Below are 19,917 nucleotides of genomic sequence, written 5' to 3' on the forward strand. Positions count from 1 at the left end.
GTTTTGACGGGCCCAGCTCCGCCGCGTTCGGCAGCCAGCCCGGCAGACACAGAATCGAAGAAGACTCGACAGGAGACACATAATGGCAGAGAACAGTCGTATCGCCGGCTTCCGCAACATGTCGGTCAATGACCGTCGCACGGCAGTGGCCGAGGCAACCGGGCTCGACACCGAGGTGTTCGCCCAGATCGATGCGACTGCGTTTGGCCCCGCGCAGGCTGCAAACCTGAGCGAGAACGTCTTCGGCGTCTTCTCACTGCCCTTGGGAACTGCCACCAACTTTACGATCAACGGCACCGATGTCCTCGTGCCCATGGCCACCGAAGAAGCGTCTGTCATCGCCGCTGCCAGCAACGCTGCCCGGATGGCACGTCCACAGGGCGGGTTCTTCACCAGCTCGACTCAGCCCATCATGCAGGCACAGATTCAGCTCATCAATGTGGCCGACCCGCATGCCGCTCGGTCCCGCATCTTTGAACGCCAGGCCGAAATCATTGACCTGGCCAATGCCCAGGATCCGAAGCTCGTCGAGGTCGGCGGAGGAGTCAAAGACCTCGACGTTCGTCTCGTTCAGGCGAAATCGGCAACGTATGTAGTCGTCCATCTTCATGTCGATGTCCGTGATGCCATGGGTGCGAACGCAGTGAACACAATGGCCGAAGCCGTCTCGAGCAGCCTCGCGGCAATCGCCGAGGGCGACGCACTCCTGCGCATCCTGACGAACAAGGCGGATCTGCGCATCAGTCGTGCACGTGCCGTCTTCGATAAGGAGCTCCTCGGCGGCACAGAGGTCGTGGACAACATCCTCCACGCCTATGATCTGGCGGCTGCCGATCCGTACCGTGCCGCTACCCACAACAAGGGCATCATGAACGGCATCTCTGCCGTCGTTTTGGCCACCGGAAATGACACTCGCGCAGTGGAGGCCGGAGCCCATTCGCACGCACTCGTCGACGGCCGATACTCCTCACTGTCCACGTTCGAGAAGGATGCTGAGGGCAACCTCGTCGGCAACCTCGAGATGCCGATGCCTGTCGGACTCGTCGGCGGAGCCACCAAGGTTCACCCCGCAGCCCGCACCGCACTCCAGATAGCCGAGGTGAGCACGGCGAAAGATCTGGCTGAGATCATCGTCGCAGCCGGTCTGGCGCAGAATCTTGCAGCTCTGCGGGTTCTCGCAACCGAAGGAGTCCAGCGCGGCCATATGTCGCTGCATGCGAAGAATCTTGCCGTTTCCGCAGGCGCCACTGCTGAGGAAGCCAAGACCATTGTGGAGAAGCTCGTCGAAGAGAAAGCCTTCCGCTTCGATCGGGTGCAAGCCATCCTCGCCGAGCTTCGCTCAGGTGCACAGAAATGATGGAATCACTCCCACAGGTCTTCACCCGCGAAACCCTTCCGTCCCAGGTCAAGGTCTACGAGGTCAGTGCTCGTGACGGACTCCAAGCTGAATCGGTCACCCTGCCCGCCGAGGTTCGGGTTGAGCTCATCTCCCGACTGGCCAGTTCTGGCCTGAGGACTATCGAGGCCGGCAGCTTCGTGTCGCCCAAGGCTGTACCGCAGATGGCGGACACCCAAGTCGTTCTCGATGCGCTCAACCTCGACTCTGCCGTCTCCTATCCAGTCCTCACCCCCAACCGACGCGGGCTCGACGATGCTCAGGCTGCGGGGGCCAAGGACATTGCTGTCTTCGTCAGTGTCACGGAATCATTCTCTCGAGCCAACCTCGGCGACAGCCTCGAGGTGACCACGGCACGCAACCTTGATGTGGCTACCGCGGCCACCTCGGCGGGGATGCAGGTCCGCGGGTATCTGTCCATGGTCTTCGGCGATCCTTGGGAAGGCCCGGTGGATCCACAGCGTGTGGTCACTGCGTCTGCGCGGCTGCTTGATGCGGGCTGCTCGTCGATCTCGTTAGGCGACACGATCGGCACCGCCACACCCGGTCACGTCGCCGCCGTTCTGCAGGCACTGATCGAAAGCGGCATCCCAGCTGAGTCGATCGCACTGCACACCCATAACACCTACGGTCAAGCGCTGGCGAACGTCTACGCTGCTCTCCAGTTGGGCGTGAGCGAGTTCGACGCCTCTGCCGGTGGAGTTGGAGGCTGCCCGTTCGCAGGCTCAGCGACCGGAAATCTGGCAACTGAGGACCTCGTGTGGATGCTCGACGGTCTGGGAATTTCGACCGGAGTCGACATCCGCGCAGTCGCGGAGACGAGCCAATGGCTGAGCAGGCAGCTCGGGAAACCACTGGCGTCGGCCACCTCGGCGGCCATCGTCACTCAGTAGCACCACAGTTCCGCGACCGGTCCGGGGCAGAATCAGCCCCGCCCGTGTTCCACCTCCAGAAGCACGACTCAACAACAGAAGGTAGGCGAAGATGCCACAGCTGCTCGAAGTCTGGAATGACACCGTCGACTCAAAACACCTAGTCGGCAGCATTGCCATAGGAATCGGGGTGGCGGTACCGGCCTTCCTCATTTCCGACCACCTCTTCACGAGCACCGGTGATGCAGAACTGGGACACTCCTATGCTCTTCTGATCGGGATCGTCGGCTGCATCGTCGGTGCCGTGATCGCCGGAAGCCTGTTCAAACCCAAACGGGTGATCACCCAGGCAGAGGCCGACACCCGCAACCGCCAAGAAGTCATCGACGAAGTCGTCGAAGAGTACGGCGACCTGGGTGACCCTCGCGATCTCAAACCGGCGGTGCAGGAGGAGATCCGAGCCCTCGGGCTCTTCGATGCCCTGGTCGAGAATCATGAGAATCGAGCGAAGGGAACACAGCTGTGAGCGCGGATCTCATCGAACCGATCCTGTGGGCAATCGGCATGGCTCTGCTGGCTGCAGTCCTCTTCACCGGCATCGGCCTCATCTCCGGCACCGATGAGACCGCAATCGTCGCCCCTTTGGCGCTGCTCATCATTCTCATCGGCGTCCCTCCAGCCGGTGTCATCGCCTTCTTCCTCGCCGCCATCATCTCCAAACACATCTCACACGCAGTACCCACGACTCTTTTGGGGATACCCGGTGACACCACGGCCGTGCCGATGCTGCGGGAGGCACAGCTCCTGCGTTCTCTCGGGGTTCCTCACATTGCCTTGCAGAAGGCCATCTCCGGTGGCGTCATCTCGGTGATCATCGCAATCCCCCTGTCTATTCTCTTCGCCCTCATCCTTACCCCTTTCGCCGAGGCGATCGGTGCGGCAGCACCATGGATCTTCATCGCGGCGGCAATCCTCGTTGCCTACACCTCGAAGGGAAAGCTGGCCGCAGTCGTCGCGCTGATCCCCTTCGTACTCATCATCGTCGGGCTGCAGGCGTTCATCCTGGAGCAGAAGGACGCGACGTTCACAACCTCCTTCTTCCTGGGAATCGCGACTGGCCCGCTCATCTACGATCTATTCTCTGCCTTGTCCCCTGCAGGCCGTCGATCGATGACACAGACTGGCAAGCGGGAGTTCGACCTCGCTCCCGATGTTCGACCTGCGGGTGGCACGAAGCTGCCGAATCCCTTCAAGGTCCTGGATCGGCAGCAGTTGGCATACACCAGTGGTTCGGCAGTCATCACCAGCGCAACCTTCGTCTTCTCACCCGTCGCCATGGCTGTGCTCATGGGTGAGATCGCCGGCAGCCGGATCAAGAACGGCTTCCATCGGCTGACGACGGTGGTGTCCGTGAGGAACGGAACGACCGAGTCGACCTACATCGCTGAGACCCTGATCCCGTTGATCGCCATCGGGCTTCCGCTCTCTCCCATGGCCGCAGGCCCGGCAGCGCCCCTATTCAATGCCCCGCCCGTCTACACTCTCGACGCGGAGACCGGTGAGACGAATAACCTGCACGATCTGCTGTCCACCGGCGAATTCGCTCTCTTCGCGATCATTGCCGCAGTCATCGCTATCTTGGTCGCCTACCCGTTCGTGATGAGAAATGCCCACCGGGCGGCAACCTGGGTAATGAAGTCGGTTTCCCACGAAGCGATCATCGCTGGCTTCGCCGCGCTCATCTGCGTCATCTGCCTCTATGAAGGTGGGTTGCTCGCACTCGGAGTCACCATCACAGTAGGCCTCGTCGGCGGCCTGTTCAACCGCATGATCGGCATGCATGCAGGCGTGCAGTTCATGGGCTACTACGTCGCCGTTCTCACGGTTCCGGCGGTCCTGGCACTGTAGAGCCAGTGAACCAGATTCGAAGCACCGGGGCGCATTCACCTCGGTGCTTCGTGCTGTCTCGATGACGGACATCGCATGTCTCCAAAGGTCAGGAATCGTCATAGAAATTCATAGTCTAGTAATCGACTCGACTTAGTAGGTATTGTTGGCGCCGAACGAATTGCTCAACAATTTTCGGCATGCTGAAAGGTCACCACCATGCGCCAACTCATCGTCCTCGGGCTCGTCGGACTCCTCGCCCAACTCATCGACGGCTCTCTCGGCATGGCGTATGGGGTGACGTCGACGACCCTGCTGCTCGCGGCCGGGATCGCCCCGGCGACCGCCTCGGCGGCGGTGCACTTCTCTGAGATCGGCACCTCGCTGGTCTCCGGAATCTCACACCACAAGTTCGGCAATGTCGATTGGAAGACAGTCTCGATCCTCGCCGTTCCCGGCTTCGTCGGTGCCTTCGCCGGCGCCACCTTCCTCACCAGCCTCAGCGGAGACGCGGCCACACCCTGGATATCGGGCATCTTGCTGGCACTGGGCATCTATGTGATCTGGAGATTCCTCTCCCTCGGCGGGCGCCGTCCCACCTTCAAAGGCCGCCCCGGAGTGAAACTCCTCGTGCCCATGGGACTAATAGGCGGCGCTCTGGACTCCATCGGCGGAGGCGGCTGGGGGCCGGTCGGAACCACCACTCTCCTGTCCTCGGGCCGGCTGGAACCGCGCAAGGTCGTCGGCTCGATCGACACCAGCGAATTCGTCGTCGCAGTCGGCGGATCGCTCGGCTTCCTCTTCGCCTTGGGCTCCTCAGGCATCGAATGGTCCATCGCTGCGGCACTTCTGGTCGGCGGAGTCATCGCGGCGCCTGTCGCCGCCTGGCTGGTGAAGATCCTGCCCGCCCGGGTCCTTGCGATCGCGGCTGGGGGCATCATCATCCTCACGAACTCCCGCACGATCGCCTTGGCGCTCGGTGCCTCAACGGCGACTCTGTCGACCGTCCTCGTGGTGCTCGCGATCGTCTGGGCCGGACTCATCGCTCACGTCGTCCGGCTCGAACGCAGCTCTCGCCGGGCAGAGGCCGCCCAAACGGTCGAGCCGGAGTCCGTCACCAGTGGCTGAAGCCCGCAACTCGCACGCTGTTACGATGACGGCATGCGGGTCACCACGAAGTCCGACTATGCCCTGCGGGCCCTGATCGAAATCGCCAATGTCAGCGACGGCGGCCCCATCAGCGCCGACGAGCTCGGAAAACGACAGGACATCCCCAAGGGATTCCTTCAGTCGATCCTCGCCGACCTGCGCAGAGTCGAAATTGTGGCCTCGGTCCGCGGCAAGTCAGGCGGCTGGAAGCTGGTCAAACCCGCTGCAGAAACGACCATCGCCGATGTCATCCGTGCCGTCGACGGTCCCTTGGTCTCGATCTACGGTCAGCGCCCCGAGGCCGTGGAATACGACGATGCCGCCGCTTCACTTCAGCAGGTATGGATCGCGGCCCGCTTTGCTCTGCGCGACGTCCTTGAGCAGGTGAGCATCGAGGCTCTGGCCTCGAAATCGCTCCCCGCCGAGGTGGCGGAGAAGGTCGCGATCGAAGACGCCTGGCATCCGCACTGACAGTTCAACTGCCGAGGTGAACCCTCGTCACCGCCACTGTGCGGTCACGGTTCCCACGTCGGCGACCACCTCGGCGATGGCGGCATTATGGGCGGCGACGATCGGATCGTGGCGAGAAATCTTCTGACTCGATTGCGCCGTCCGTGCGCGAGACACGAGGAGCACATCGCGGCGACAAGCGTCCATGGGCATCGGGATGATCTCAACCGTCGGGCCCTCCGGCACCGAGGAATCGGGGATCACAGCGACTGCCAGCCCCGCGGCGATCATCCGGATGATCGCCGCATAGTCATCCATCCTCATCCCCACCCGCGGCTCGAAGCCGGCGGCCACACAGAACGATCTGACCACCTCGTCGATGGCGTCACCGGGATCGATGCTGAACGCCCAGGTCTGGGACACCAAAGCAGTGAGGTCGGGCATCCCGTGCGCATCGAAGGAGATCGGGCCCACGGACTTCGGCACACAGAGGAAGAGCTGCTCCGAATACAGGTGCTTGGCCGTCAGGGTCGAAGGTATCCACGTCTTGTCGATGTCGGTCGAGACGAGCAGCGCCAGATCGAGGTCACCGGACTCCAATCTGGCCACGAGCTTCGCATGCTCATCCATCGTCACGTCGAGTGCCGCGGTCGTCATCGCCGCGCTCGTCTCCTCTTGAGACTGCCACCGCACCCGCTTCTGCAGCTGATTGTGAAGCTTCGGGATCACTCGGGCACCGACCGTGGGCACAGCCCCGATCCGCACCAGAACTGCCTGATCCTCGCGCCAGAGAGCCACCTCGGCGCCGAGGCGGTCGCAGAGCCCCAGGATCTCGATCGCGCGGGAGACGACGAGGTTGCCAACAACCGTCGGCTGCGAACCTCGTGAGCTCTTCTCGATCAGCGTCGACCCCAGAGTCCTCTCCAGGTTGCGCAGGTGGTGGTTGACCGTGGGCTGGCTCCACCCGAGCGTGGTCGCTGCCGCTGCCACCGAACCGGCCTCCGCGATCGCACGCAGGGCCGAGAGACCACGAGTATCCAGAGTTTCCATCATCCTCCGAGCGACAGCTCAATAGTGTGTATTCATCAGTTTAGGGAACTTGGTATTCTCCGGCAAGGTTTCATTCCTTAATCTGGATTCATGACCGTGCACCAGGATTCCCATTTGGCCCCCACCTCAGATCAGTCGGCATTCCCGGGGAACGCGAGAACCCACGCGCCCTATGCCGATGCACTGCAGGCGGCGGCAGAACGTGACTCGCTGTTCCTGTCCACCCCCGGACACGGCGGAACCACGACGGGAATCTCGGCAGGCCAGGCCGAGTTCTTCGGCGAGCACATCCTCTCCCTGGACATCCCCCCACTCTTCGACGGCATCGACCTCGGCGTCGACACCCCGAAGGACGAAGCACTGCAATTGGCCGCCGAGGCCTGGGGCGCTAGGCGCACCTGGTTCCTCACCAACGGCTCCTCGCAGGGCAACCGCATGACCGCGCTGGCGATCGGCACCCTGGGCACGGGCGTCGTCACCCAGCGCAGCGCCCATTCGAGCTTCATCGACGGCATCGTAATGGCGGGCCTCAACCCCGGCTTCGTCTCCCCCAACGTCGATGAGGTCAATGGAATCGCACACGGAGTCACCCCGGACTCGCTGCGCCATGCCATCGCGTCCCACCCCGAAAAAGTCACTGCCGTCTACCTTGTGACTCCCAGCTACTTCGGTGCCGTCGCCGATGTCAGGGCCCTGGCCGAGGTCGCCCACGACGCCGGCGCGGCCCTCATCATCGACGCCGCATGGGGTGCTCACTTCGGTTTCCACCCCGATCTGCCGGAATCCCCGGTCACGCTGGGTGCCGACATCGTCATCATGAGCACCCACAAGCTTGCCGGCTCATTCACCCAGTCGGCCCTGCTCCACCTCGGCGATACCGAATTCGCGAATCGCCTCGAACCCGCCCTGGCCCGCGCTTTCATGATGACGGCTTCCACCAGCGAGAACGCCCACCTCTTGGCCTCGATCGATATCGCCCGCCGGGACCTGGTGAACTCACACGACGCGATCTCCGATTCGCTGGAGAACATCCGCCAGATCCGTGCCCGCATCGAGGGCTCAGAGCACTATCATCTGCTCTCCGGGGACTTCATGAACCATGCCGATGTCGTCGATATCGATCCCTTCCGCCTGCCCATCGACATCACCTCGACGGGACTCGACGGACATGCCGTGCGCAAACGCCTGACCGAGGACTTTGACATCTTCGCCGAAATGGCAACGTCGACGACGATCGTCGCGCTCATCGGCGTCGGCAAGTCACCTGACCTCAGCCGACTCTTCGACGCCCTCGATCAGATGCGCCTGGAGAACAACAGTTCCGAGACTGCCGAGGCCACGACGAAGCCGGCAGGGATTCCGGCACTGCCGAATGCCGGCAAGCTGATCACCTTGCCCCGCGATGCCTACTTCGCGGATTCCGAACTCGTTTCCGCCGCCGAGGCTGTCGGTCGAACCAGCGTCAGCTCCCTGGCCGCCTATCCGCCCGGAATCCCCAATGTCCTCCCCGGCGAGGAGATCACCGCAGAGACGGTCGAGTTCCTGCAGGCCGTTGCGGCCAGCCCCTCAGGACACGTGCGCGGCGCAGTCGATCCTCAGCTGAGCACGTTCCGAGTCCTCAAGGACTGAACTGCAGTCTGAGAATTCCCCATTGCTTTCAGCCGGTCCATTGCCTCGAAGCGGCCCGTTGACCCTGATCGGATCCCTTCCTTGAGCCAAGGAGACTGGTTGATTGTTCAAATAGCGATACTGTATGCAAAAAGCCGTCTTGTCGGCTACAGTCTCCGCTGAGGATAAATCTGACACAGAATGCTCTTCCCTTATTCTCGCTGCTGTACCAGACGTGGTCTGCAATGACGAGCTGCAGACTGCATGACGCTACCGATTGATACAGGACCGGATGGACGCGCACGCACACCAGCCAGGGGAAGAACTCGCCGACTTCACGGAGAACGAGCTCCTCTCGCTCATCGACGCCGGAACCGCAGGTGCATATTCCGAGATCTACCGCCGCTACCGCGATGACGCTGTGGCCAGGGCATCATCCTCTCTGCCCGACGCGACGGCCAGGCAGGTCGTAGATGGTGCTTTCCTCAGTGTGCTCAGGTCCCTGCTCAACAGGTCCTCCGACACAGCCGAGGATCTCCGCTCCATGGTGGACGCCGAGATCGACGTGCATCTCGCGAATCCGACGTCAGCGAATGGTGCGGAGTCATTCGGGGACGTCTCTTCTGCGAACGCGGAAGCTCCAGAGGCCGCTCTGGTCTCACAGGCGCTGTCGAACCTGCCCGATAACTGGCAACGGATCTTGTGGCTGTGCGAAGTCGAACGGCTCTCGCCCGAGGCCGTTGCCGAGCAACTGAATATCAAAGCTTCCACAGTCGAACGGCTGGCCGATCGGGCCCATCAAGGCCTGCAGGACGAGTGGCAGAAGGTTCGCCCGACGGACAGTAAGGCAACCGTCGATCACCGCGCAGCACTCATTCCTGCGTTGCTGACCTCGCCGATCGTCATCGAGCGCCTCTCAGCCACCCTGGCACAGGCGATTCCAGAACCAGCTCCCGCTGTTGCCGATACATCTACTATCGAAACCGCCGCTGGGGACACGTCTACTGCCGAACTGTCTGAAGCCGACACCGCTGCAGCTGCAGCTGCAGACGAACCTGCCACAAAGAGCTTTGTCGTCGTCGCAGGCGCAGACCCAGCAGGCACCACATCGGCACCTGCGGCAGCGGCAGGCACCGAGGCCGACCTTGCGGCCGCCACCGCCGCGGGCGCTTCAACTGAAACATTAGGTGCTTCTGCTGGAACCGCGGGGATTTCTGCCGGAGCCACGGAATACACGAACACCGGTGAGCCCACTGTTCTTACCGCGTTTGGTGCGCATCCTGCAGCCGCTGAGACCTCGGCCCAAACGCCGGCCCCAGCGGGCTTTCGCATGCCGAAACCCGTGCTGATCCCGGTGGTGGCCGCATGCATCGGTCTCTTGGGAACACTCGTCGGGGTGGCCATCGTGCCGCAGCACAGTGAGCAGACAGGTTTCCGTCCCGGCAGTGCCAGCACTGAGGTCTCACCTGCCGACTCCTCGTCGGAGCAGGGCGACAAACGCAGCACCTCTCGCTCTCCCGATGACACGAACTCGGACGAGCCAGGCCAGAGGTCAGGTTCCGGGAAGTCGAAAGCATCTGACTCCGGCCGGGACGGGAACGAGAAGTCGCCCCGAAACCCAGGGCACGACGACGACCGATCAGACAAGGGCTCTTCGACCGCGGAGAACCCCGGAGACGACGGCGACAACGGCAGCCGCGATAGCCCATCAGCAGGTGAACCAGGAGACCCGAGCCCTTCGGACTCAGACAAGCCAGACCCTGAGTCGCCTTCAGAACCGACTCCGTCGACACCCGACGAACCCGAAACCCCTCCGGAACCATCACCTTCGCAACCGGACAAGCCGACACCAACCGATCCCCCGGCAACAGATCCCCCGCCGTCAGAAGAGCCCACCGATCCGACTCCGCCGCCGCCAGAGGAGCCGAGTCCCTCGGATCCACCACCAGACACCGGGCCACCGGCAGAGACAGGGGCGCCATCGGAGTCTGGTCCAACACAGGATGGCTCCTAGCCTCGGCTTTTCATGATTAGGCGCGGTCAGATGCTGGACCGGAAAGAAGAAAGTGCCCCTGACCAGGGAAGGTGGTGTTTGCGACGACAACATCAATCCACTAAAAAGGAGCACTCTCAGAGTGAAGCCTACCCGCACCTATCCCGGCCTGCACATCGATACCAGGCCCAGCAACGCCGTGGGCCAAGCTGGCGGAATGTTGCTGACCGAAACCGTGCACACCAGCGGCCTGGGCCACCATCTGAAGACGGCACTGGCACCGTTGAAGAAGCCCTTCGTCATTCATGATCCAGCAAAGATCCTTCTTGATCTCGCGATCACAATTGGACTCGGTGGTGACGCCCTGCCCAACACTACAGCAGTCAGGGACGAACCCGACCTGTACGGTCCGGTGGCATCGAATCCGACGATCACTAGGATCATCCATACCCTGGCCAGCGACGCCGACCGAAGTCTGACAACGCAAAGAACGGTGACAGTTTGAGTTTCAAGCTACAAGCGCAGCTGGCTCCATGATTGCTCCGTACTCGATCGGTGTCAATCGGCCCAACCGGGCTTGCCTCCAACGTCGGTGATACGTCCTCTCGATCCAGGTTACGATTGCGATCCTCAATTGGTCTCTGGTTGCCCATCGGCTGCGGTCGAGAACGTTCTTCTGCAACAGGGCGAAGAACGATTCCATGGCCGCGTTGTCGCCAGCCGCGCCGACTCTTCGCATCGATCCGATGACGCCGTGATACTCCAGGGCGCGAGTGAACTTCTTCGACATTATTTGTGATCCTCTGTCGCTATGCGTCACGCATCCTCCCACGTCACCACGCCTGGCCACTGCAATCTCGAGGGCATCCACAGCCAACCGAGCCCTCATCCCGGTTCCGATCGAATCACCGACAATCCGCGACGAGTAGACGTCCTTGACCGCGCACAAGTACAGCTTGCTCTCATTCGTATGGTGCTCCGAGATATCGGTTAGCCAGAGCTAATTCGGGGCATCAGCTCTAAACTCGTGCCGTGTCCGACCGTCGGCATCGACAACCGCGCACAGATCGTCGTGGACGGGTGGACCGGGCTTCTTCCCGTTCTTGGCCCGGCCTTTGCCGAAGGCCGAGAACCAGGCATTGGACGAACACAACCGCCACGCAGTGCGTGCCGCCATGGGGTGCCCGCTCGCTTCGGCTTCGTCAGCGAGGTACCGGTATCCGAACTCCGGGTCATCACGGTGAGCGTCGAACAAGGCGTTTGCCCGATATGCCTCGATGACGTCGGCCTCGGGGACAGGGGCGGCCAGCCATCGGTAGTAGGGCTGGCGCGAGAGCTTCAATACCCGGCACGACACTGCCACGGGGATCCCGTCGGCGGCGAGCTCTCTCACGAGCGGGTAGAGCCTTTTGACGGCAGATTCGCCTGCGACAGATACGCGGCAGCACGGCGTAGGACCTCGTTCTCCTGCTCCAGTAACCGTGTCCGGTGGCGCAAGTCGCGGAGTTCTGCTGATTCGTCGGTGGACTTGCCGGGCTTGTTGCCCGCATCGATCTCGGCTTGGCGGATCCATTTGTTCAGGGTGCCTTCATAGATCCCGAAGTCCTTGGCGATCAGAGCAATCGTCGTCTTCGAGTCCCGGTTCAAAGCGACCTGGATGACGTCGTCGCGGAATTCTTTCGGGTAGGGCTGTGGCATGGCGTCAATCCTTCCAGACTTGCATGTAAACATGCCAGATTAGATGTCACCAAACCCTGCATCAGTCCCTTCGCCACCACGACCTCTGGGATGCCAGATACATGCCCTGGTTCCACGCCGCGGCATAGGACTGTGACACCGATTTTCCGTCCGCCCAACCGGCCAGAATCAGTTCCTCGATCCGACTTCGGTCTTCCTGACTGATCCGACTCTCATACGCCCGATCAGCCTGATGGATTGGCGCACTCACCTGTGGCGGTGGCACCTGTCGGTTCAGCCACGCCCCACGAGAGAGCCCGACCGTTGTCAACGCAGCCCGTTGCGAACCCAGCAGGCCACTGAGGTCGGCCACGAGCGTGTTCTCAAGCGTCAGGAACTCTTGGGCCTCGGGGTCGCTGTCGACTACTCGGGCGCGGACTCGTGCACGTCGCGGTCGTGCACGAGTCCCATAGCTTTTCCCAACGCATCGGTGGCCTCTTCAAGCCGGTGGATCACAATGAATCGTCTCGAACGAAAGCCGACATCATGGCCGTGACGTGTGACACATTCTTATTATTCAGTTAACCTGGACGTGCATTACCCCTCCAGAAAGGATAAACCGATGAACAGCAAGCGTTCCGTTTCGAATCCCCTCCGCCGAAGAGTTGCTGCAGCATTTCTATCGGCAAGTCTAGTTGCAGGCACTGCCGCGGTTGCCATGCCAGCAGAACCTGCCTCTGCCGCCTGTAAGGGGAGTAACGGCCGCAAGGCGGTAGGAGCTGGTGGTGGAGGCATGAACCCAGTTGACAAGTATGAGGTCAAGATGGATTCATGCGCAGCCAGCAAGCTCGTTGATGGATTCGAGAATTTCGGTTCCGCCACAAGCTTCATAGGCGCAGCAGGTTCGAAATGGTGGCCAGTGTCATTCTCGATGTCACCGTTCATTGCCTGGGCCTGGAAGAACAAGAGTGCCGTGAAAAACTGCGAAAAACCCGGAACGGGTATCAAATTCACTGAGACAAATGGCATTATAACTAACTGCAAAGCACAATAGATTTAAAGCTCAATGATCGATCTCGCGCCAGTCCAACATCGATCAGAGGAGGCCATACATGAATGCAGCAAAAAGTAAAGCATCGATAATACAATGGATTATAGTGGGAATCGGCGTATTAGCAATGTGCGGACTGCTCTTCGCCCGATCGCAAGGCCTTATCGGCTTTGGCGCTCAGTCCTTTAGCGCATTGATTTTACTAGCTGTTGTTACCAGCGCCGGCATTTGGGTTAGTCGCTCTGCACACGCGCCGCAGAAGCGTTCCAAGCCAAATAAATAGGGTAGGCAAGCCAATGTGTCCTCGACCTCGTCATTTAGCGAGATCGAGGACACATTGGCTTGTGCGTCTGTTACTCTCTGGCCTGACATACGCAGGCAGATTTGATGGCCTATGGCCGGGCTTCAGTGCGTTTGCAGAGTCCCGTGCCCAATCGCTGCGGCGGCTTCGGCTTCGATGTGGTCCCGGAGACTGGCTTGCAACAATCCACGGAACGCCCTCGCGAGGCCAGGCCCAGCAACGCCGTGGGCCAAGCTGGCGGAATGTTGCTGACCGAAACCGTGCACACCAGCGGCCTGGGCCACCATCTGAAGACGGCACTGGCACCGTTGAAGAAGCCCTTCGTCATTCATGATCCAGCAAAGATCCTTCTTGATCTCGCGATCACAATTGGACTCGGTGGTGACGCCCTGTCCAACACTACAGCAGTCAGGGACGAACCCGACCTGTACGGTCCGGTGGCATCGAATCCGACGATCACTAGGATCATCCATACCCTGGCCAGCGACGCCGACCGAAGTCTGACAACGCTTAATCAAGCCCGGGCAACAGCCCGGGGCCGCGTGTGAGAACTCGCCGGAACCCAAGCACCGCACCACGACGTCGATGCCCGTGATCCGTTGATCATCGACATCGATGCCAGTCTCGTCACCTCACACAGTGACAAAGAGAAAGCACGACCAACGTATAAGAAAGGGTTTGGGTTTCATCCCCTGCTCGCCTTCATCGACCATGGGGACTAGGGGACTGGTAAGCCTGTGGCCGAGATCCTACGCCCAGGGAACGCGGGATCGAACACGGCTGCCGATCACATCAGCCTGGTCAAACTCGTCCTCGACCATCTGCCAGGCCAGAAGACATGTCCGAGTAAGAGCGTCCTCGTCCGCACCGACACTGCCGTAGGCACTCATGATTCCCTCGAGTTCCTCACGAAGCGGGGCCTGTCGTATTCGGTGGGATGGATGCTTCCCTACAACACTCCCGAGTTGTATCGCCAACTGTCGGACCTCGGCGCCTGGGGACCAGCCGATGACACCAACGGGCAGCCCTGCGATGGTGCTGATGTGGCGGAGTTGACCGGGGTCCTCGACCTGGCTGACTGGCCGTAAGGGATGCGGGTCATTGTCCGCCGGGAGCGTCCTCATCCGGGCGCGCAGTTGCGTTTTGATGATGTCGACGGGTACCGGGTCACCGCGTTCGTCACGAACACGAGGGCCCGCCAGTTGGCGGATCTGGAGGTTCGTCACCAATCCAGGGCACGGTGTGAGGATCGGATCCGCATCGCCAAGGACTCCGGGTTACGGAACTTCCCAATGAAAGGCTTCGACCAGAACCGGATCTGGTTAGCTGTTGTCGCTTTGGCTGGGGAGATCGAGGCAAGGAAGTCGTTGTTGGCGTTTCCAGACCATGAGATCCGCCGGTGGGAGCCGAAGAAGCTGCGCATGCACGTCTATGCGGTGCCGGCGACGATCGCGCGAACAGGACGCCGGGTCGTGATGCATATGAAGATCACGGCCCGTTGGGCCGGCGTCATTGTTGCTGGCCTGAACCGGTTGCGGAGTCTGCCTGGGCCAGCCCCAGGATAGAACTGTGGTGTCCGTATTCGTTCGAGTTGGAGAAAGCGTTGGGGTTGGATCCCCGCCGGGTCGTGGCGACACACGGTGGTCATGTCATGCTCGAATGCGAGAATCAGTTAGTGCTCCGGTCGCCTTCAGCGAATCCTCAAATCGCCTGCCCGAAAGGCAATTCATCGTGACCTGCGACACAAAACGTGTTGACATGGGTGTTTAATCGAGTAAAGATGTTCAACATTGTCGAAAACTGAGCACCTGCGGAACGCACAGTTACTGCAGGCGGCAGATAATCGAGTTTCATCCGAAACGAGGAACCGCTGATGTCAGAAGGCCAAGGAAAACCCGCTTCCGAGGGGACGAAGACGTCCAGTCGGACGCGGAAAGCACTCAAGAAGATGCGCTTGGAGGCCGATCACTGCATCGTCATCGAGCCGAAATCCATTCGCATCGCGATCGGCGGAACCACGGTCGGCAACTTCATGGAATGGTTCGACTTCGGTGTCTACGGATACCTCGCCATAACCATGCGAACTGTTTTCACCGAAGGCATGGACGAGCAGATGGGTTTGCTCGTCACACTGCTCGGCTTCGCAGTCTCATTCCTCGTCCGCCCATTCGGCGGCATGGTCCTGGGGCCCCTGGGTGACAAGATCGGGCGCCAGAAGGTCCTCTTCTTCACTATGGCCACGATGGCCACCGCCACCGCACTCATCGGCGTACTGCCCACCGCAGCGCAGATCGGGCTGTGGGTGATCATCCCTCTCTACCTGCTCAAGATGATTCAGGGCTTCTCCACCGGCGGTGAGTACGCCGGTGCAACCACCTACGTCTCCGAATTCGCTCCCGACAAGTCGCGCGGCTTCTGGGCCTCCTGGCTCGACGTCGGCTCCTACCTCGGCTTCGCGGCCGGAGCAGGCACCGTCGCCGTCACCACCGTCATCGCAACAAGCGTCGCCGGAGAGAACGCCATGGTCGATGGCGGCTGGAGGATCCCGTTCCTCATTGCGATCCCTCTCGGCGCAGTCGCGATCTGGTTCCGCCTGAAGATCCCAGAAACCCCCAGCTTCGAAGCCACAGTGGCCGAGGGCCTCGATGTGAAAGTCAAGGATGACAAATATGCACGCCACGGTCTCATCGGCGTCATCCGTCACTTCTGGAAAGAGATCCTCATCGGCATCGCCATCGTCGCCGGTTCGCAGACGGTCGGCTACGCCCTCACGAGCTTCATGCCGACCTACCTCGAGGAAACCGTCAAGGTCTCGAATGTCCAAGCAGCTGTGGCGACCATTCCAGTCCTCGTCGTCATGTCCATCTGCCTGCCGCTGATCGGTCGCCTCTCGGACAAGATGGGCCGCAAGTTCGTCTTCCTCGTGGCGTCAGGATCGACGATCGTACTGATGGTTCCGGCCTTCGCAGTGATGCAGATCGGCGAGATGTGGGCGGTTGTCGTCGCTCTGTTCATGGTCGCCCTGCCGGCCGGTTTCTACATCGCCTGCCTCGCGTCGACGTTGCCGGCGCTGTTCCCGACAGCATCGCGCTACGGCGCCATGGGCCTGACCTTCAACATCGGGGTCTCTATGTTCGGCGGCACCACACCGCTGTTCAGCCAGGCGCTCATCGACCTCACCGGCAACTCGTTCATGCCTGCGTTCTACATCATGTTCTTCTCGATCATCGCCTTCGTGGCGGTGCTCCTGATGAAGGAATCGGCTCACAAGCCGCTGCTCGGGTCGTTCCCGACCGTTGGCTCACGTGAAGAAGCCGTCGAGCTCGTGCGCACCCAGGACGATAACCCCGACCTCGACCCGGACACCATGCCGATCCCGGTCGTGAAGGTCTGATCTCAATCGCCAACAGGTCTGATCAGCAGCCCTGACCATCGCCGAGGCGGTCGCTCCCTCACGTAGGGGCGACCGCCTCGTTGTCTGCCTGCTCCGCCGTCTGAACTCTCAAGTCTCGGCTTGTCCGGTCCGCTTGAAGAAGTAGAGGTTGCGGGTGACGAGCTCGGCAGCCTCGTCCGCCCGTCCCTCCTCAATGAGGTCAACAAGCGCCATCAGTTCCTGAGCTGAAGCAAGGATGACCGCGTCGACGGCACCCGTGGGTTGGAAGATCCGCGATTGATCACGCAGCCGGAGACTGATTTCTGCGGCAACGCGGCCGAGCCCGAATTCGAGCAGCGCTTCGTGGAAGCGACGGTCGTGGGTGAAGAACGCGGTCATATTCCCGGCTTCGGCGGCATCGACAGTCGCTGCAGCCTGGGCGCGCAACTGTTCGTTCTGGGCCGAGGTCTCCGGTGAGACTGCCGCCTGTTCGCACAGCTGCCTGACGGCGGGGACAGCGAGCAGAACCCGCACGTGGGTGATCTCTTCGAGGTCGGCCTGCGTGACCGGGACCAGGCGAAACCCTCGGTTCGGCACAGCCTCGACGGTCCCCTCGGTGACAAGAGCCATCATCGCCTCTCGCACCGGGCTCAGTGACATGCCCAGCTGCTTCGCCAGCCCGGCCGCCGAATAGATCCGATCTTCGTCGAGCTCCCCGGCGGTGATGGCATCGCGGATGATCGCCAACGCCTGTTCGCGCAGCGAGGCGACCGGCGCTCTGACCATTTCCATGAACCCTCCATCCTTTCCACGAGGTTCCCACCACACCTTCAAATATCGGTTCACCAGGTCGTGGGCATCCTAGGCGCGGGACATTTGTTTCCCGCGAGCTATTGACAGCATAACCATGAGAACTCACGATTGAGGTAGGTAGTCGGTAACCGATTACCTAAAGAATTCGACCGTGTCGGTCTTCTCATTTCCGACACCGCGTTCCTGCGACGAAGGAGGAACACATGTCCGAGGATCCGCTGCTCCAGCCATTCGAGTTGGGCCCGCTCACTCTGCGCAACCGCATCGTCTCCACCTCCCACGAACCCTCATACACCGAACTCGGCATGCCCAAGGATCGCTACCGCCTCTACCACCTGGAGAAGGCACGCGGCGGTGTGGGACTGACGATGATCGGAGGCTCCGCCATCGTCTCGAAGGACTCCCCTGCCGCCTTCGGCAACATCGACCTGTCCACCGACGAGGTGGTGCCCTGGCTCTCCGCACTTGCCGCCGACTGCCACGACGAAGGCGCCGCGGTGATGATCCAGACCACCCACCTGGGTCATCGCTCCTCGAACTTCACCGGCGACTGGCTCCCCTTGGTCTCGGCCTCACGGACCAGGGAAGCCGCGCACCGGTCGTTTACGAAGGAGATCGAAGACTTCGACATGGATCGCATCGTCGACGACTTCGCATCCGCTGCCGCAAGGGTTGCCGAGGCGGGCCTCGACGGGCTCGAGATCATGCACGCTGGCCACCTGCTCGATGCCTTCCTCGCCGCCTGGCTCAACACCCGCACTGACGAGTACAACGGAGAGCTTGAGAACCTCCTTCGCTTCCCGCTGCGAGTCATCGACGCGGTGAAGGCGGCAGTGCCCAAGGACTTCGTCGTCGGAATCCGCATGGCCGTCGACGAGCTGCGCGAGGACGGTATGCGTGAAGACCGGGCGAGTGACATCCTCACGACTTATGCCGCCCACGGCATCGATTTCCTCAACCTCAACGTCGGCACCATCAGTTCTGACAAGGACCTCGCCGAGGCGATTCCCGGGATGGGCACTCCCTCAGCGCCGTGGCTCGAAACCTGCCGTCGCATCCGCAAGGCCATCGACATTCCCGTCCTCCATGCCGCCCGCATCGCCGATGTGCCCACCGCCAGGTACGCGATCGAGGACAGTTGCCTCGACCTCGTGGGCATGACCCGGGCCCAGTTGGCCGACCCCTACCTGGTTACAAAGATCAAAGAGCATCGCGAGGACGACATCCGCCCGTGTGTGGGCGCGAACATGTGCCTCGACAGCATCTACACCTCGGGTGCCGCGACCTGCATCCACAATCCCGCGAGCGGGCGCGAAGCCGATCTGCCCCAGGAAGTTCCACGCAATGCCGGCGCCGATCCCAAACATGTCGTCATCGTGGGCGCCGGCCCGGCCGGCCTCGAAGCCGCCCGCGTCGCGGCCGTTCGCGGACACCGGGTGACCCTTCTCGAAGCGGACACGAGCGCAGGTGGGCAGGTGCGCATCGCGGCTCGTTCGGAACGCCGCCGCGACCTCATCGGCATCGTCGACTGGCGACTCCAGCAGTGCAGGAAGCACGGCGTCGATGTCCGCTTCGATACCTTCGCCGAGGCGGACGACATCCTCGCACTCGCACCCGATGTCGTCATCGTCGCCACCGGCGGCGTTCCCGATTCCAGCTACCCCTTCCGGGAGCAGGGCCCGGCCTTCGACGTCTGGGATGTGATGAACGACAGCCTGCGCCAGAAGCAGCGCGTCATCGTCTACGACGACCACGGCTTCTATCCCGCTCTGGACGCTGTCGAGCGCCTGGCCCGCAACGGCCAGCAGGTCACCTACGTGACCCCCGAACGCACCATCGGCATCGATGTCGGTTCGATGAACTCACCGGCCTACCTGCAGGTCTTCTCCGAATTCGGCGTCACGGTTCACCTCGGCGAGAGACTGGCCGCGAAGCCCGTGGCTGCAGACAAGAGCGTGCATGCGATCCTGCGCAATGACTACTCGGGCATCGAGACCGAGCTCGAGACCGACGCTGTGGTCGTCGACTTCGGGACTACACCCAACGACGACGTCTACTTCGCGCTCAAGCCGAAGTCGAGCAACCTCGGCGAGATCAGACTCGAGGCGTGGATCCACGGCCAAGCCCAACCCGAGCGCAGCGCCACCGCTGGTTCAGGCAGCCCTGGCGGCACGAGCCCAAGCACCACCGCCGAGGCGAGCGCCCCCTTCGCGCTCTATCGGATCGGTGACGCCGTCACCTCCCGCAATGTCCATGCCGCCGTCCTCGAGGGACTGCGTGTGGGAATGGGAATCTAA

The 19,917-nt window shown here is 61.7% G+C and carries 13 protein-coding genes and 4 pseudogenes; 14 read left to right on the plus strand and 3 right to left on the minus strand.

Annotated features, from left to right (window positions below; genetic code table 11):
- Positions 1 to 67: 67 nt before the first annotated feature.
- The 6 genes and pseudogenes from BSP239C_RS09195 to BSP239C_RS09220 all read left to right on the plus strand — a co-directional run.
- Positions 68 to 1,357, plus strand: a pseudogene (locus BSP239C_RS09195) (hydroxymethylglutaryl-CoA reductase, degradative); the annotation flags it as partial.
- Entirely contained in the window at positions 1,354 to 2,289 is a 936-nt protein-coding gene (locus BSP239C_RS09200) for a hydroxymethylglutaryl-CoA lyase (protein ID WP_308298062.1), read from the plus strand. The pseudogene BSP239C_RS09195 and the gene BSP239C_RS09200, both read left to right, overlap by 4 nt.
- A 91-nt stretch (positions 2,290 to 2,380) precedes the next feature.
- A complete protein-coding gene (locus BSP239C_RS09205) occupies positions 2,381 to 2,794 on the plus strand; it encodes a hypothetical protein (RefSeq protein WP_101572140.1) in 414 nt (137 codons plus the stop codon).
- A complete protein-coding gene (locus BSP239C_RS09210) occupies positions 2,791 to 4,176 on the plus strand; it encodes a tripartite tricarboxylate transporter permease (protein ID WP_101572142.1) in 1,386 nt (461 codons plus the stop codon). The genes BSP239C_RS09205 and BSP239C_RS09210 overlap by 4 nt, the downstream gene beginning before the upstream one ends.
- 198 nt (positions 4,177 to 4,374) lie before the next feature.
- Positions 4,375 to 5,283, plus strand: coding sequence for a sulfite exporter TauE/SafE family protein (locus BSP239C_RS09215; RefSeq protein ID WP_101572144.1), 909 nt, complete (start codon positions 4,375 to 4,377; stop codon positions 5,281 to 5,283).
- Positions 5,284 to 5,316: 33 nt separating this feature from the next.
- The gene (locus tag BSP239C_RS09220) at positions 5,317 to 5,775 is read left to right on the plus strand and encodes an Rrf2 family transcriptional regulator (protein WP_101572146.1); all 459 of its coding nucleotides are present in this window, start codon (positions 5,317 to 5,319) and stop codon (positions 5,773 to 5,775) included.
- Between the two features lie 27 nt (positions 5,776 to 5,802).
- Here BSP239C_RS09220 and BSP239C_RS09225 read toward each other — a convergent pair whose 3' ends face one another.
- Positions 5,803 to 6,804: a LysR family transcriptional regulator gene (locus BSP239C_RS09225; RefSeq protein WP_101572330.1), complete on the minus strand. Its 1,002-nt coding sequence runs from the start codon at positions 6,802 to 6,804 to the stop codon at positions 5,803 to 5,805.
- Positions 6,805 to 6,894: 90 nt separating this feature from the next.
- Between BSP239C_RS09225 and BSP239C_RS09230 the strand changes: the two genes are divergently transcribed.
- The 3 genes and pseudogenes from BSP239C_RS09230 to BSP239C_RS09240 all read left to right on the plus strand — a co-directional run.
- On the plus strand, positions 6,895 to 8,433 hold the full coding sequence (locus BSP239C_RS09230) for an aminotransferase class I/II-fold pyridoxal phosphate-dependent enzyme (RefSeq protein ID WP_219618873.1): 1,539 nt from the start codon (positions 6,895 to 6,897) through the stop codon (positions 8,431 to 8,433).
- A 271-nt stretch (positions 8,434 to 8,704) separates the two neighbouring features.
- On the plus strand, positions 8,705 to 10,426 hold the full coding sequence (locus BSP239C_RS09235; RefSeq protein ID WP_101572148.1) for an RNA polymerase sigma factor: 1,722 nt from the start codon (positions 8,705 to 8,707) through the stop codon (positions 10,424 to 10,426).
- 121 nt (positions 10,427 to 10,547) lie between these two features.
- Positions 10,548 to 10,883: pseudogene (locus BSP239C_RS09240) on the plus strand (transposase); the annotation flags it as partial.
- 30 nt (positions 10,884 to 10,913) lie between these two features.
- On the opposite strand, the pseudogene BSP239C_RS09245 reads toward BSP239C_RS09240, so the two are convergent.
- Positions 10,914 to 12,103 (minus strand): annotated as a pseudogene (locus tag BSP239C_RS09245) (IS3 family transposase).
- A 601-nt stretch (positions 12,104 to 12,704) separates the two neighbouring features.
- Here BSP239C_RS09245 and BSP239C_RS20440 point away from each other — a divergent pair.
- From BSP239C_RS20440 to BSP239C_RS09265, 4 genes and pseudogenes are all read left to right on the plus strand, one after another.
- Positions 12,705 to 13,136 (plus strand): hypothetical protein, encoded by a 432-nt coding sequence (locus BSP239C_RS20440; RefSeq protein ID WP_145997424.1) that lies wholly within the window; start codon positions 12,705 to 12,707, stop codon positions 13,134 to 13,136.
- A gap of 58 nt (positions 13,137 to 13,194) precedes the next feature.
- Positions 13,195 to 13,416 carry a hypothetical protein gene (locus BSP239C_RS20445; RefSeq protein WP_145997425.1) on the plus strand — a complete coding sequence of 74 codons (222 nt, stop codon included), beginning with the start codon at positions 13,195 to 13,197 and terminating at the stop codon, positions 13,414 to 13,416.
- Positions 13,417 to 13,592: 176 nt separating this feature from the next.
- Positions 13,593 to 14,999, plus strand: a pseudogene (locus BSP239C_RS09260) (IS1380 family transposase).
- Positions 15,000 to 15,382: 383 nt separating this feature from the next.
- Positions 15,383 to 16,828, plus strand: coding sequence for an MFS transporter (locus BSP239C_RS09265; RefSeq protein WP_101572334.1), 1,446 nt, complete (start codon positions 15,383 to 15,385; stop codon positions 16,826 to 16,828).
- A gap of 108 nt (positions 16,829 to 16,936) precedes the next feature.
- Here BSP239C_RS09265 and BSP239C_RS09270 read toward each other — a convergent pair whose 3' ends face one another.
- Positions 16,937 to 17,599 (minus strand): GntR family transcriptional regulator, encoded by a 663-nt coding sequence (locus BSP239C_RS09270; protein ID WP_257930145.1) that lies wholly within the window; start codon positions 17,597 to 17,599, stop codon positions 16,937 to 16,939.
- A gap of 224 nt (positions 17,600 to 17,823) precedes the next feature.
- On the opposite strand from BSP239C_RS09270, the gene BSP239C_RS09275 reads away from it, so the two are divergent.
- Positions 17,824 to 19,917 carry an FAD-dependent oxidoreductase gene (locus tag BSP239C_RS09275; protein WP_101572155.1) on the plus strand — a complete coding sequence of 698 codons (2,094 nt, stop codon included), beginning with the start codon at positions 17,824 to 17,826 and terminating at the stop codon, positions 19,915 to 19,917.

This window comes from Brevibacterium sp. 239c, from assembly GCF_900169365.1.
Taxonomy (GTDB): Bacteria; Actinomycetota; Actinomycetes; order Actinomycetales; family Brevibacteriaceae; genus Brevibacterium.

Bases quoted from the DNA above. Each gene is read 5' to 3' on its own strand.
- BSP239C_RS09200 (WP_308298062.1), top strand. From the start codon at position 1,354: ATGATGGAATCACTCCCACAGGTCTTCACCCGCGAAACCCTTCCGTCC.
- BSP239C_RS09205 (WP_101572140.1), top strand. From the start codon at position 2,381: ATGCCACAGCTGCTCGAAGTCTGGAATGACACCGTCGACTCAAAACAC.
- BSP239C_RS09215 (WP_101572144.1), top strand. From the start codon at position 4,375: ATGCGCCAACTCATCGTCCTCGGGCTCGTCGGACTCCTCGCCCAACTC.
- BSP239C_RS09220 (WP_101572146.1), top strand. From the start codon at position 5,317: ATGCGGGTCACCACGAAGTCCGACTATGCCCTGCGGGCCCTGATCGAA.
- BSP239C_RS09225 (WP_101572330.1), bottom strand. From the start codon at position 6,804: ATGGAAACTCTGGATACTCGTGGTCTCTCGGCCCTGCGTGCGATCGCG.
- BSP239C_RS09230 (WP_219618873.1), top strand. From the start codon at position 6,895: ATGACCGTGCACCAGGATTCCCATTTGGCCCCCACCTCAGATCAGTCG.
- BSP239C_RS09235 (WP_101572148.1), top strand. From the start codon at position 8,705: ATGGACGCGCACGCACACCAGCCAGGGGAAGAACTCGCCGACTTCACG.
- BSP239C_RS20440 (WP_145997424.1), top strand. From the start codon at position 12,705: ATGAACAGCAAGCGTTCCGTTTCGAATCCCCTCCGCCGAAGAGTTGCT.
- BSP239C_RS20445 (WP_145997425.1), top strand. From the start codon at position 13,195: ATGAATGCAGCAAAAAGTAAAGCATCGATAATACAATGGATTATAGTG.
- BSP239C_RS09265 (WP_101572334.1), top strand. From the start codon at position 15,383: ATGCGCTTGGAGGCCGATCACTGCATCGTCATCGAGCCGAAATCCATT.
- BSP239C_RS09270 (WP_257930145.1), bottom strand. From the start codon at position 17,599: ATGGAAATGGTCAGAGCGCCGGTCGCCTCGCTGCGCGAACAGGCGTTG.
- BSP239C_RS09275 (WP_101572155.1), top strand. From the start codon at position 17,824: ATGTCCGAGGATCCGCTGCTCCAGCCATTCGAGTTGGGCCCGCTCACT.